This window comes from Xanthomonas sp. 3058 (assembly GCF_014199765.1).
Lineage (GTDB): Bacteria > Pseudomonadota > Gammaproteobacteria > Xanthomonadales > Xanthomonadaceae > Xanthomonas > Xanthomonas campestris_B.
Window position 1 is genome coordinate 267,915 of the sequence record NZ_JACHOF010000004.1, and the last position, 12,653, is coordinate 280,567.

General features: G+C 65.0%; 11 protein-coding genes and 1 other RNA gene. 3 read left to right on the plus strand and 9 right to left on the minus strand.

Annotated elements, in window-relative coordinates; genetic code table 11:
• Window positions 1-22: 22 nt before the first annotated feature.
• Window positions 23-1,516: a M20 family metallopeptidase gene (locus tag GGR61_RS08280; RefSeq protein ID WP_184408889.1), complete on the minus strand. Its 1,494-nt coding sequence runs from the start codon at window positions 1,514-1,516 to the stop codon at window positions 23-25.
• A 157-nt stretch (window positions 1,517-1,673) separates the two neighbouring features.
• On the opposite strand from GGR61_RS08280, the gene GGR61_RS08285 reads away from it, so the two are divergent.
• The 3 genes from GGR61_RS08285 to GGR61_RS08295 all read left to right on the plus strand — a co-directional run bounded on the left by GGR61_RS08285 (window position 1,674) and on the right by GGR61_RS08295 (window position 3,232).
• Complete coding sequence (locus GGR61_RS08285; RefSeq protein ID WP_006452365.1) at window positions 1,674-2,048, plus strand: helix-hairpin-helix domain-containing protein; 375 nt, start codon at window positions 1,674-1,676, stop codon at window positions 2,046-2,048.
• A gap of 300 nt (window positions 2,049-2,348) precedes the next feature.
• A complete protein-coding gene (locus GGR61_RS08290) occupies window positions 2,349-3,095 on the plus strand; it encodes a HutD family protein (protein ID WP_184621092.1) in 747 nt (248 codons plus the stop codon).
• Window positions 3,096-3,155: 60 nt separating this feature from the next.
• A non-coding RNA gene (locus GGR61_RS08295) (sX9 sRNA) lies at window positions 3,156-3,232 on the plus strand.
• A 559-nt stretch (window positions 3,233-3,791) separates the two neighbouring features.
• Here GGR61_RS08295 and GGR61_RS08300 read toward each other — a convergent pair.
• The 8 genes from GGR61_RS08300 to GGR61_RS08335 all read right to left on the minus strand — a co-directional run bounded on the left by GGR61_RS08300 (window position 3,792) and on the right by GGR61_RS08335 (window position 12,518).
• Entirely contained in the window at window positions 3,792-5,516 is a 1,725-nt protein-coding gene (locus GGR61_RS08300; protein WP_184621093.1) for a sulfite reductase subunit alpha, read from the minus strand.
• Window positions 5,513-6,487 (minus strand): FAD:protein FMN transferase, encoded by a 975-nt coding sequence (locus GGR61_RS08305; RefSeq protein ID WP_184621094.1) that lies wholly within the window; start codon window positions 6,485-6,487, stop codon window positions 5,513-5,515. Before GGR61_RS08305 ends, GGR61_RS08300 begins: the two co-directional genes overlap by 4 nt.
• Before the next feature lie 67 nt (window positions 6,488-6,554).
• Window positions 6,555-7,358, minus strand: coding sequence for a DUF4198 domain-containing protein (locus GGR61_RS08310; protein WP_184621095.1), 804 nt, complete (start codon window positions 7,356-7,358; stop codon window positions 6,555-6,557).
• A 172-nt stretch (window positions 7,359-7,530) separates the two neighbouring features.
• Window positions 7,531-8,046, minus strand: coding sequence for a DUF2271 domain-containing protein (locus GGR61_RS08315; protein WP_184621096.1), 516 nt, complete (start codon window positions 8,044-8,046; stop codon window positions 7,531-7,533).
• A 21-nt stretch (window positions 8,047-8,067) separates the two neighbouring features.
• Window positions 8,068-8,706, minus strand: coding sequence for a PepSY-associated TM helix domain-containing protein (locus GGR61_RS08320; protein WP_184621097.1), 639 nt, complete (start codon window positions 8,704-8,706; stop codon window positions 8,068-8,070).
• A gap of 7 nt (window positions 8,707-8,713) precedes the next feature.
• Window positions 8,714-9,472 carry a tetratricopeptide repeat protein gene (locus GGR61_RS08325; protein ID WP_184621098.1) on the minus strand — a complete coding sequence of 253 codons (759 nt, stop codon included), beginning with the start codon at window positions 9,470-9,472 and terminating at the stop codon, window positions 8,714-8,716.
• Window positions 9,465-10,151 (minus strand): Fe2+-dependent dioxygenase, encoded by a 687-nt coding sequence (locus GGR61_RS08330; protein ID WP_184621099.1) that lies wholly within the window; start codon window positions 10,149-10,151, stop codon window positions 9,465-9,467. The genes GGR61_RS08325 and GGR61_RS08330 overlap by 8 nt, the downstream gene beginning before the upstream one ends.
• 48 nt (window positions 10,152-10,199) lie before the next feature.
• Window positions 10,200-12,518, minus strand: a complete 2,319-nt coding sequence (locus GGR61_RS08335; protein ID WP_184621100.1) for a TonB-dependent siderophore receptor — start codon at window positions 12,516-12,518, stop codon at window positions 10,200-10,202.
• Window positions 12,519-12,653 lie beyond the last annotated feature (135 nt).

Here is a 12,653-nt window from a genome sequence, read left to right on the forward strand (position 1 = left end):
GGCCTATCGACATCAGCGCGACTCAGCAGCAACCATGCCCGCCATGTCGGGTACCGCTGTCGGCGGCCACCGGCGAGCCGCTGGTCTCGCCACGCAGACAGGCAGCGTGATGCTCGGCGAGCACCTTGGACACGCAGGCGGTCACCCGCTTGCCCATCGGGATGTGCAGGAACTCGTTGGGGCCGTGCGCATTGGAATGCGGGCCTAGCACGCCGGTAATCATGAACTGCGCGCCGGGGAACTTCTCGCCCAGCATGCCCATGAACGGAATCGAGCCGCCTTCGCCCATATACATCGCCGGTTTGTCGAAGAACGCCAGGCTGGCATCGTCGATGGCTTTTTCCAGCCACGGCGCCATCGCCGGCGCATTCCAGCCGGAGGAGGCCTTTTCCAGCTCCAGCGTCACCTGCGCGCCGTTGGGCGGGTCGCGCAGCAAGGCGTCTTTCAGCAGCTCGCCGCAGGCCTTGCCGTCGGCAGTGGGCGGCAGCCGCAGCGACAGCTTCACTGCGGTCTGCGGACGCAGCACATTGCCGGCCGAGGCCAGCGGCGGCATGCCGTCCACGCCGGTGATCGACAGCGCCGGGCGCCAAGTGCGGTTCAACACCAGCTCGGTGAGGTCGTCATGCATCGGCACCAGGCCATCGACCATCGGGAATTTGTCGAAGATGGCGGTATCCAGCGTCGCCGCTGCTGCCTTGGCCTGGATCAGCCGCTCGGCCGGCACGTTCACATGCAGGCCTTCCAGCAGGATGCGGCCCGTGGCCTCGTCTTCGATCCGAGACAACAATTGCCGCAGCAGCCGGAAGCTGGACGGCACCACACCGGAGGCATCGCCAGAATGCACGCCTTCCTCCAGCACCTTCACGCTCAGGTTGCCACCGGTCAGCCCGCGCAGCGAGGTGGTGCACCACAACTGCTCATAGTTGCCGCAGCCCGAATCCAGGCACACCACCAGCGATGGCTTGCCGATGCGTTCGGCCAGATGGTCCACATAGGCGGGCAGGTCGTAGCTACCGGATTCTTCGCAGGCTTCGATCAGCACCACGCAGCGCGCATGCGGCAGATTCTGGGTGCGCAGCGCCATCACCGCCGCCAGCGAGCCGAAAATCGCATAGCCGTCGTCCGCACCGCCGCGACCGTAGAGCTTGTCGTCGCGCAGCACCGGCTCCCAGGGGCCCAGATCGGCGTCCCAGCCGGTCATCTCCGGCTGTTTGTCCAGGTGGCCGTACAGCAGCACGGTGTCGTCGCCCGACTCCGCGCCGGTGGCCGGGATCTCGATGAAGATCAGCGGCGTGCGGCCGTCCAGGCGCACCACCTCGACCTGCATCCCCTCGATGGCCTGGGCGCGCGCCCAGGTTTCCATCAGGGTGACGGCCTGCTCCATATAGCCATGGGCCACCCAATCGGCGTCGAACATCGGCGACTTGTTGGGGATACGGATGTAATCGACCAGCTGGGGGACGATCTCGCGGTCCCAGGTATCGCTGATGAATTGGTCGATCTTGACGCTGTCCATGAAGGCTCCGAATGCGTGACGTAATGAAACATTCTACGCCCGCCCCAGGGGGTAGGCATTTCCCTACAGAGCGGCGCGCAGTTCACCTGCTGTGTGAAAAGTTTGCTGGCGATAGGATTGCTGCATGTGGCGCGGGACACTGGCTCCGCCGGCAGGAATGCTGGCTAGGACCATCACCCAAGCCACAAGGAGCGTTGCAATGAAGTCATTTACCGTAGTCCTGAAGTCCCTGCTACTGGCGTTGCTGTTGTCCTCGAACGCGTATGCGCTCGACAAGGTCGATATCAACACCGCGTCTGCTGAGGAATTGGACAAGGTGCTGACGAATGTCGGGCGATCAAAAGCCGAGGCAATCGTCGAGCACCGTCAGGCGAACGGTCCCTTCAAAAGTGCCGAGGAACTGGCACTGGTCAAGGGCATCGGACTCAAGACGGTCGAACGGAATCGTGACCTGATCGAAGTGGGAGCCACGATGGCTCCTGCCAAGAAGGCTGCCAAGGGGGCGGCGGTGAAACCGGTGGGGCGGCGTTAACGGGAAGGGATCCGAGATACGGTTCGACGCGAGGATGCGTGGCCGCAACCTAACTGGACAGGACGTCTGGGGGATGGCTGGAAGCCGACAAGGATGTGGAATCGCCCGGTGTTGCACTTGGATGTGCAGCCGGGCGTTTTTCGTTTGGACGCGCGTGCGTTGCGAGCGCACGACAGCGGAGGCGACTGCGGGAAAGCGCCATTCGCATGAGGCGTCGATCATCCTGAAGCGTCAGTTCCGGCTCCAAAGGTGAGGCGCAACATGACGGTCCGAGCGCAAGGCGTGGGGCACAATGCGCCAATGCAGCTGACAGACATGAGCAGCCGGGTGATTCCGGCCACCGACTACCGGCGCGAGCGATGGCGCAATCAATTGGGCTGGACGCGCGAGATCCTGCGTCTCGGCGATGCCGATGCATGGGCGTTGCGCTTGTCGATCGCCGAGATTGAACAGGACGCGGCATTTTCTGCATTCCCGGGCATCGATCGCGAGCTGGTGCTGTTGCATGGCAATGGCATGCGGCTGCAGTTTGGCGATGCTGGCGGTGGCGGTGGCGGTGGCGGTGGCGGTGGCGGTGGCAGTGGCAGTGGCAGTGGCAGTAAAAACGATGGCGTCAGTAGTAACGACCGCGGTGCCGACCGCGGCGGCCATGACGCCAGCGCCGATGGCGGTATCGCTGCTCCCGGCATCAGTGATCGCAGCTGCGATCTGCTGCCGCCCTACCAGCGAGTTCGATTTGCCGGCGAAGAAACGGTGAGCGCCACACTGCTGGATGGGCCCACCCAGGACTTCAACCTGATGTGGCGACGCGATGTCCTGCAGGCTGAGCTGCTGCATCGGCCGCTGGTCGGCACCATGCTGTTCTTCGCAGATCCCGGCAGCGCCTGGGCGCTGCATCTGCTCGCCGGTCAGGCCAGTTTCGGGCGCGATAGCGGCTTGCCACCGTTGGCAGCCGGAGATACGGCCTGGCTGAGCGCCTCCACGCGCACGCGCTATGTGCTCGATGGCGGTGGCGAGTTGTTGGCGATCCGGGTGAGTCCGGTTTAGAGCGGCGAACAAAACTACTACGCAGCCGCCAGGCGGGCGCGGCCGGTGCTCGGAATCTGCATGTGCCACTCGTACGCTGCGGTTCTGAGCGCGTCGTCCACACCCATCTGACGACTGCTTGTTACGTGTTGTTAGCCGCTATTATTTGCCGGTCGCGCGATCACGCAGCGTCCGCGTATTGATCGAATTCTGGTTTAAGAGCGGCTTACCAAACTACTTTACGCCGGTCTATTGCGGAGCGTCTGAGTTGCGGTTTGGCAGCAAGGTCGTTGATCTGTGGCTTGGCTGCAGGGCCCTTGCCCGCCCACCATCGCAGGACACGCTGCAAGTACGTCCTTGTCAGCTCTTACGCGGCATCCATGCCGCGTAAGGTCCCGCGATGGTGGGCGGGCAAGGACCAGTTGAGATGGTTGGTGTGCATGGTCTTCAATAAAGCAACCGATCAACTGACTGATGCGGTGTCCTCACCGATTGCGGGACCGTGTGGCGGCATGGATGCCGCCACCGAGCCTCCAGGGAAGGGTTCACGGCGTGTCCCGCGAGCGGTGAGGGCGCCGCGCATTCGATCAACCAGGCTTTTGACGTTTTATTAGCCACTCCAAGCGTCAACCAACGCTACTTGTGGTCCAGGGCAGCGTTCATCCAGGACATCAGGACATCTAGGGATACTCGGTTGATGGGCAGTGCTCGCCACCTTCAATACACGTCGCGGCGATAGCGTCCTGTGCGCAACAGCGCTTGTCTGAGATCGGCGCCGAGAATGGAATCCAGCGTCTGGTCGACTTCGGGTGCCATGCCGCGCAGGCTGCCGCAGACGTAGATGCAGGCGCCTTGATCGACCCACAGTCGCAAGTGGTCGGCGGCTGCAGCCAGTGCGTGTTGAACGTAGCGCGGCGACTGTTGTTGATCGCGCGAGTACACCAGATCCAGGCGTTCGATCCATCCATCGCGTTGCCACTGCCGCAGCTCGTCGGCGTAGAGCGCGTCGTGGGCGGCATTGCGTTCGCCGAATAGTAGCCAGTTGCGACGCGCACCGGCCGCGACGCGTGCGCGTAGATGCGCGCGCAGGCCGGCGATGCCGGTGCCGTTGCCGATCAGCAGCATCGGCCGGTGAGGGCTGGGGGGATGGAAGCCGGGGTTGCTGCGCAGTCGCAGCGCGATGGGCGTACCGATGGGTGCATGGACGCAGAGCCAGCCACTGCCCAAGCCAAGACTGCCGTCGGCATGCCGGTGCTCGCGCACCAGCAGTTCGGCGTGGCCTTCGTCGGGAGTGGATGCAAGCGAGTAGTCGCGATGGGGGAGGGTGACCAGGCGTCGGACCCATGCGTCTGCGTCCAGTGGCGATGTTTTGCCTGTAGCTGTCGCTGTTTCAATGCCTGTGACTGGCCCGGTGGCTTGGCCGATGTGCACTTCGGCATCGTTGACGGTGTCGTGACTGGGATTGGGACTCACCGCGATATCGACCTGGGCATCGGCGGGCAGTTGCGCGCAGCTTAGCCATTCGCGCAGCGTGCGGCCGTCGATGCGCTGTGCGCCATCGCGTTGGGTGCGCTGCAGCCAGGACTCCACCGCGTGCGGTGCATTTTGCGGTGCGATCTCGGCGATATCGCCAGCACTCCACTGCGGCAATGGGGCATCGCACGGTGCCAGGCGCAGTCGATAAATCGGCGCACCTGCGCTGCCGGGGTTGACGTGGATACGTTCGCGCAGTTGCCAGGCGGTGTAGGTCGGGAGGCTCCAGTCGGATTGCATCGCAAGCGCAGGCGCCAGCTCTGTCAGCCTGCGTTGCCATTGCTGCAGGGCGTCCGGGTCTGCGTTATCGACCTCGATACGCGCGAACAGGCGGGTGGCGCCACATGCGTGCAGACGAGCGTCGATGCGGCGCCCGAAGGCGCAAAATTGGGCGTAGCGACGGTCTCCCAACGCCAGCACTGCGTACTGCACAGCGGCAAGATCCTGGGTGTCGCCGGCAAGCCAGTCACGCTCGATCGCTTGCGCATGATCGGGTGCATCGCCTTCGCCGGTGGTGCTGACGATGCACAGCAGCCGCGGCACATGTGTGAGTTGATCGGTATCGACGGCCTCCAGTGGCAGTGCGTGCGCGCCGATACCCGCCGATTGCAGCGCGACCACGCTGCGTTCGGCCAGTTCGCGCGCAAACCCGGTCTGGCTTGCCCAGGCAATCAGTACGCCGCGACGGTCTGCGCGTTGCGCGCTGAAGCGCTCGTGCGTGCGCCACACGACAGCCACGCATAACGCTGCGTAGAGCGTCACGCCGAGCGCAGCAAACTGCCAGCGATGCGGCGTCGGCGCACTCCACCAAGTGCCGTCATGCAGGCCGCCCAGCCATCCGGCAAGCGCTGCCAGCGCAAGCAGTATCAAGCCGTTGCCAAGCCATACGCGGGGCGTGCCGGTGCTCACGGCGTCGCCAGATGGTGCTCGAATGCAGGGCTCATGGATTCGTGCAAGGCGCCGTCCTTGCGCAGCAGAAATCGCACCGCTAGCGCTGCATCGCGTGCATAGGCAAGCCCGGCGTCGATGCCGAGCACGGTCATCGCGGTGGCCCAGGCATCGGCATGCATGGCTTGGCGTGCGAGTACGGTGACTGCTGCGGGTGCGTGCGGTACCGGCGCACCAGTGCGAGGATCGACGGTGTGCGCATACCGCGTAGCGTTGGCATCGAAGCGGTGCCAGCGGTCGCCGGAGGTGGCGACCGCCAACCCGTCCAAGGCAAGGACGCGCGCCGGCAGCTCGGCACCGGCGTCTTCGTCGGGCGCGGATTCGACCAGTACGCGCCATGCGCTGCCATCGGGCTTGCGCCCATACCCCAACAGTTCCCCGCCGACCTCGATCAATGCGCTGTGGATATCGGCCTGCACGAGCGCGCGATGGACGCAGTCCACACCGAACCCTTTTGCAATGCCGGATAGATCCAATGCCACGGCGCCCGGCTGCAGCACGCGCATGCCCTCCAGAACCAGGCGCTGCCACCCGCAGCGCAGGCTGGCCAGCGCGATCTGCTCGGGCGACGGTACCCGCTGCGGACCGCCTGCGGCGCCGAAACCCCACAGCTCGACCATCGGGCCGACGGTGGGATCGAAGGCGCCATTGCTGGCCCGTGCGATGTCCAGTGCGGCGCTCAGCACCGCGTGGAAGTCTTCCGCCAGGGTGTGCCAGCTACCGGCCGGCGCACGGTTGTAGCGGCTGATGTCAGATGCCGCTTCCCAGGTGCTCATCTGCGCGACCACGCGATCCAATGCGGTCTGGATGCAGGCATGCAAGGGATGCAGGTCGCGTGCGCGTGGAGCCACCAACTTCACGCTCCAGGTGGTGCCCATGCTGCGGCCGCCGAGAGTGGCGATGGCGTGGTCGGCGGAGAACGATGCAGGCATGGATGGATCTTATAAAAGCGGGGCAGCAGGATGCACGATATGCGCATGCCTGCCCTATATAGGCAGATTATTGCGGCAGCACTTCCAGCGTGGCGACATAGCCCAGACGGCGCTGCTTGGCCTGCGGCAGCGAGGTTTTCTTGTCTTCGGTGGTGGTTTCCAGCCAGTACATGCCCGGCTCCGGCCAGGTCACGCTGAAGCCACCCTTGGCGTCGGTGGTGAGCTTGATCTCGTTCTGCGCATAGCGATAGCGGGTGCTGCCGCGTACGATCTCGATCTCCAGGCCGGCTGCTGGCTTGCCATCCAGCTGCAGCGTGAACTGCGCCGCTTCGCCGGCGACCAGATCGTTGGGATGGGTCACCGGAATCAACTCGATGCCCTTGCCGTTGGGCTTGAAGACGGTGGTGGTCGGCGCACCGCGGGTGATGAAGGTTTCCACGCGATTGAAGGACTGCGAGACCTGCAAGTCCTGCGCGTTCTTCGGCACTTCGGTGGCAAAACCGGTTGCGTCGCCGCGCCAGCGCTTGGGCTTGCCGTCTTCCTTCCAGCTGGCGAACAGGCCGGCGTTGACGATGCTGAGCTTGTAGGTGCCGGGCTGGCTGAGTTGCAGGTCGAAGACGCTGCGGTACTTGCCGGTGGCCGAATTTTCCGGCTTGAGCGCGCTGCCATCGGGCGCGGTGATGCTCAGGTTGTCCAGGCGCAGCGGCACATGATTGAAATAGAACAGGTCGTTGGACACTGCCGCATCCACGGTGATCCACGGCGCTTCACCGGCGATGACGGTCTGCGAGGGCAGCAGCCACGCCTTGTGGGCGAGGGCGCTGACCGGCAGGGCGGCGAGCATGGCGATCAGGACGAGCGAACGTTTCATGGCAACTCCTTGAAGGACGATGAGGACGGTGGGTCACGTGTCTGATCAGCGCAGGGTGTAGCGCTGCGTGGATGCGTGGGAGGCGATAGGTCTTTGCCAACGCGATGAAATGCGTGCGTGCGCGGTGACTTGCAGTGCACGCGATGTGCGGTTTCCAACAACAGCGCAACGCTCAGGGTTTGGCAACCAGGCTGACAGCACCGAGTTCGCTGCTGCCGCTGGCCTTGGCGGTTTGCGCAGCCGTTGTCGGCCAGGTGAAAGGCAGCTTGACCAACTCGCGGCCCCCGACTTCGCGGGCAGCCTCCACCACCAGCGTGTACTGGCCGGCCGGCAGCGACTTCAACGCACCCTTGGTATCGGAGAACGCCAGCGCATGCGCGCCCGCCGGGCGGGTGGGGCCGGTGACGCCGTCGACCGGCACCTCCAGCGTGCGCCCGCTCTTGCGCCACCACTGACGCAGGTCGGGCAACCACTTGGTGCCGTGGCCTTCGGCGGTGTCCCTGGATTGGTACCAGACCGCCAGATTGGCGGCCACCTTCTGGTCCGCACCTTCCAGCCAGATCGCCACATACGGGCGGTGATATTCGGCGACGTTGAGCTTGGGGATTTCGACGTTGATGTCGAGCGTGGCCGCATACGCCGGCACGGCGAGCAGGCCGCTCAGGGCGATGGTCAGGGTGGCGCGCATGATCGTCTCCGGTAGGGAAAGTCAGTGGATCAACAGCAGGGCAAGCAGCAATGGAATCAACAGACCCAGGCCGACCAGCGGCCAGGTCATGCGGCGCTGGCGCGCATGCAGGTGCAGCAGGAACAGCCCGGTGATGCAGAACACCAGGCAGGCGACGGCGAACACGTCGATGAACCAGCCCCAGGCCGGCCCGGCGTTGCGTCCCTTGTGCAGATCGTTGAGATAGGCGATGGCGCCGCGCCCGGTACGTTCGTACTCGATCGCGCCGGTGCTGCGGTCCAGGCTCAACCAGGCATCGCCGCCAGGGCGCGGCAGCGCAACGTAGACCTCATCGGGGGACCATTCGCCCGCGCGCATGCCGATGCTGATATCCAGCTCGCGTCCCAGCCACTGCGCCACGCGTGGCGGCAGCGGAGCATCGCCGTCTTGGCGGGTGCCCAGGGACTTGAGCAGTGCCGGCGGCAGCGTCAGCGTGCGGTGTTCGGTCGAGGGGCTGGCTTCGATGCGTGCGGCGTGATTCAAGGTCAGCCCGGTGACCGTAAACAGCAGCATGCCGATCAGGCACAGTGCCGAACTGATCCAATGCCATTGATGCAGCATGCGCAGCCAGAAACCGCGACGTTGCCGGGAGGTGGCGATGGCGTCGTTGGAGGTCGACATGGCGCGCTCAGGCCGCATGCGCTGCGGTGGATCGCTGCAGTTGCGATTGTCGTTCGGCGACCTCGCGCAGCAATGCACGCAGGCGTGGCTGCGTCGCACTGGCCAGCAGTGACGTGAGCTGTTGCAGAAAGCCGGCATGTCCGCCTGCGATCGCGCGCCGCATCCATCGCTCGGCGTCATCGAGCTCGCCCGTATCTGCCAGCAAGGTGGCGTAACTGGCCTGGCCGCGAAAATCGCCTGCTTCGGCAGAGCGGCGATACCAGTGGCGTGCAGCGATCGGATCGGCCTCGCAGGCCAGGCCCTGATCGAGATAGCGCGCCAGAAAGTTCATCGATTTGGCGTGCCCGCACTCGGCAGCCATGCGATACAGCGCCAACGCCTGCGCGTGGTCCTGCGCCACGCCGCGCCCGGAGCCGTAGAGATGCGCAAGGTTGTACATCCCCCAATCCAGGCCATGTGCGACGGCGCGGCGATACCACAGCGCCGCCAATACGGTGTTGCATGCGGTGCCGAAGCCCAGTTCGTGGCAACGGCCCAGCTGATTCATCGCGCCCGGATGCCCGGCATTGGCGGCGACTTCGTACCACAGCATCGCCAGGGCCGGATCGGCGGCGACGCCGCGACCTTCGGCGTATATCTGCGCGAGCAGCAGCTGCGCAGCCACCTCCTGGCGGGCAGCGGCCTTGCGCAGCAGCACGACCGCTTGCTCGGGTTGCGTGCGCAGCAGATCGATCAGTTGCGCAGTGTCCAGTGCGGGCTCAGACATCGGCCCATTGCCGCAACAGGTTGTGATACACGCCGGTGAGCTGGATCAGCGACGGATGGCCGGGGGTGTCCTGGGTAAGCCGTTGGATGGACACATCCAGCTCGAACAACAGGCGACGCTGCGCGGCGTCGCGCAGCATGCTTTGGGTCCAGAAAAAACACGCCACGCGGGCGCCACGCGTCACCGGCAGTACCCGATGCAGGCTGGTGCCAGGGTAGATCACCAGATGCCCGGCCGGCAGTTTCACCGACTGCGTGCCGTAGGTGTCCTCGATCACCAGCTCGCCGCCGTCGTAGCTGTCCGGGTCGCTGAGAAACAGCGTGGCCGAGACGTCGGTGCGCACCGGATCTGCGCCGCCGCGACTGCGGTCGTAGCGAATCGCATTGTCGACGTGATACCCGAACGATTGCCCGCCGCTGTAACGATTGAATAGCGGCGGATAGATACGCCGCGGCAACACCGCCGAAAAGAACGTGCTGCTGCGCGACAGCGCTTCCAGCACCAGGGCGCTGGCCTCGCGTGCAGTGGTGCTGTCTTCGGGCAGTTGTGCGTTGTCCTTGGCCTGCGCGGATTGATGGCCGGCGGTGATGCGGCCGTCCGCCCAGTCGGCCGCGTCCAGCCGCGCGCGCAGCTCGATGAGCTGTGTGGGGTCAAGAACATCGGGAATGGGCAGCAACATGGCGAGGTCTCCGCGCCGCCCGCAGTGTGCGGACGGCCTGTCAGCAGATCAGAAACTCAACGTGGCGCTCAGCACCGCCGAGCGCCCTTCGCCCGGAATCGCCCAACCGTTGCCGGCGGTGACAGTGCCGGCCGCGTTGACGGTGAGGTTGTTGCGGATACTGGTGTAGTACTCCTCGTCGAACAGGTTGTTGACGTTCAACTGCAGGCTGAGCCGGTCGTTGACGCGCAGGCCGACCATCGCGCGGTGGACCCAGTAGTCGTCGGTCTTGATATACGCGGCTGCCGAGGCGTTATTGGCATAGAAGCCACCCTGGTAGGTGACGCCGTAGCCGAAGGTCCACTGGTTGAGCGTGTAGGTGGTCCAGAGATTGCCGGCGTTGCGTGGGGTCTGCACCAGGTCGCGTCCGGCCACCGGGTCGCCGCTGAGACGTTCGGTGCGGTTGGCCACGCTCTGCAGCACCTCGCTGTCCAGGAAGGTGTAGTTGGCAAAGATCGACCAGCGTTCGGTCAGGTAACCGGCTGCACCGAGCGCGATGCCGTCCACGCGCGCCTTGCCGTCCAGCACCTGCTCGGGAATCAGCGGATCGCCGCTGTTGACCTTGTAGTTTTCGCGTTCGTTGCGGAACAGCGCGGCGGTCAGCGCCAGACGCTGGTCCAGCACGTCCCACTTGCCGCCCAGCTCGATGTTGACTGCGGTTTCCGGTGCCACATTGCAATTGGCGCCTGCGGTCGCGGTGGCGATCGGTGTGCACGAGCCGTTGACCGATGCTTTGGACGGCGTCTTGCTGTTGGCGTAGGACAGATACAGGCTGGCATTTTCCACCGGTTTGAACACCAGGCCGGCGCGGTAGGAAAACAGGTCTTCTTCGTTGCCGGCCGGAAAGCCTGCGGCAACGCCGGTGACATTGCCGGCGGCATTGACGGTATAGGTGGTGCTGTCGCCTTCGTTGTGCTCGTAGCGGCCGCCCAGGTTGAGCATCCACTGCTCGTTGAACTGCAGCGTATCGAACAGATACACCGCCTGATTGGTCAGGCTGCCCTTGCTGCGGGCGGTACGGAAATAGTTCTGCGGGCCGGCCCAGATGTTGTACGGATTGTCGAAGGACTGCAGCGGGTAGGTGATGCCGGTGCTGGAACCATCGGCATTGCGGAAGGCGGTGCCGCTATTGAGTTCGAAGTCTTCCTTGCTGAAGGCCACGCCGGCCACCACGCGGTGCTCGACGGCGCCGGTGTGCAGGGTGGCGGTCAGGTCGGTCTGGCTATGCGCGATGAAGTTTTCGGTTTCGCGCACCAGCCCGCGCGGGCCGCTGTTGGGATTCCAGGTAGCCGGCGGCTGGCCGGCGCAGGCGCGCCCGGTATACGGGTCGGTGCCGTTGGGCAGGCACCAGCTGCCCTGCAGCGCGGTGGTGTCGGTGGTCTGGTCCACCCGCTGCACGCGCGCCAGGCTGCGCAGTTTGACGGTGTCGGCGAAGTCCATTTCCAGCACGCCGGTGAGCATGTCCACGTCGATTTCCTGACGCGAGGTGTTGCGGTAGCCGAAGAAGGTCTGCGGGTCCACGCCAGGCAGCGGGCCATCGTTGAACGGACCGAGCGCGAACGGCACTCCGAACTGTGGCAGGTTGTTGTCGTGCTGATGCAGGTAGCTCAGCGTAAAGCGCGTCTCCGAGCCCAGCCCGAACGCCACCGACGGCGCGAAGCCCCAGCGATGACGGAATTCCTCATCGCGGCCCGGCACGTCCTGGGTGTGGCCCATCGCGTTCAGGCGCACGGCGGTGCCGTTTTCGAAATCGTAATTGCTGTCGGCGGTCAGCCGGCCATAGCGGTCGCTGCCGCCACCGACCACGACGTTGGTGAAGTCGCCCTGGCCGGCGGTCTTGGTGACCAGATTGATGTTGCCGCCGACCGAACCGGCGCCGGACATGGCCGAGTTGGCGCCGTTGATCAGCTCCACCGCTTCCAGGTTGAAGGTGTCGCTGCGGCTGTACTGCGCGCTGTCGCGCACGCCATCGGTGGTGATGTCGCTGCTGGCGGTGAAGCCGCGCAGGTTGATGCTGTCGCCATAACCGCCGCCGCCTTCGCCCGCGCCGAAGGTGATGCCCGGCAGCGTGCTGAGCACATCGCGCAGCGACAGCAGGTTCTGCTGGTCCATGGTCTGCTTGCTGACCACGGTGATCGTCTGTGGCGTGTCGCGCAAGACCTCGGTGTACTTGGACGAGGACGGCTTCTGCGCGCGCTCCTGCTGCACCCGGATGGCGTCCAGATCGACTGCGCCCGGAGGCGCTGGCGCATCACCAGGCTGAGCGAGGGCAGGAGCGGACAGCGTCAACAACACGGCCGAGGTGAGCGGGGAAATCCTGGGAGTCATGGAAGGTCTCAAAGATGAAGAAGCAAGGCTTTGGCCTGGCGGTGGCTCGGCGGAGAGGAAGTTGCGACTCGAAATGTGGAGCAGACAATGCGCGCCCGTTCGCGCAAGGCAGCCCTTGGCCTCGACCACGCTCCA

Excerpts from the sequence above, each read along its gene's own strand:
- GGR61_RS08280 (WP_184408889.1), bottom strand. The coding sequence starts at position 1,516 with ATGGACAGCGTCAAGATCGACCAATTCATCAGCGATACCTGGGACCGC.
- GGR61_RS08285 (WP_006452365.1), top strand. The coding sequence starts at position 1,674 with ATGCTGGCTAGGACCATCACCCAAGCCACAAGGAGCGTTGCAATGAAG.
- GGR61_RS08290 (WP_184621092.1), top strand. The coding sequence starts at position 2,349 with ATGCAGCTGACAGACATGAGCAGCCGGGTGATTCCGGCCACCGACTAC.
- GGR61_RS08305 (WP_184621094.1), bottom strand. The coding sequence starts at position 6,487 with ATGCCTGCATCGTTCTCCGCCGACCACGCCATCGCCACTCTCGGCGGC.
- GGR61_RS08310 (WP_184621095.1), bottom strand. The coding sequence starts at position 7,358 with ATGAAACGTTCGCTCGTCCTGATCGCCATGCTCGCCGCCCTGCCGGTC.
- GGR61_RS08315 (WP_184621096.1), bottom strand. The coding sequence starts at position 8,046 with ATGCGCGCCACCCTGACCATCGCCCTGAGCGGCCTGCTCGCCGTGCCG.
- GGR61_RS08320 (WP_184621097.1), bottom strand. The coding sequence starts at position 8,706 with ATGTCGACCTCCAACGACGCCATCGCCACCTCCCGGCAACGTCGCGGT.
- GGR61_RS08325 (WP_184621098.1), bottom strand. The coding sequence starts at position 9,472 with ATGTCTGAGCCCGCACTGGACACTGCGCAACTGATCGATCTGCTGCGC.
- GGR61_RS08330 (WP_184621099.1), bottom strand. The coding sequence starts at position 10,151 with ATGTTGCTGCCCATTCCCGATGTTCTTGACCCCACACAGCTCATCGAG.
- GGR61_RS08335 (WP_184621100.1), bottom strand. The coding sequence starts at position 12,518 with ATGACTCCCAGGATTTCCCCGCTCACCTCGGCCGTGTTGTTGACGCTG.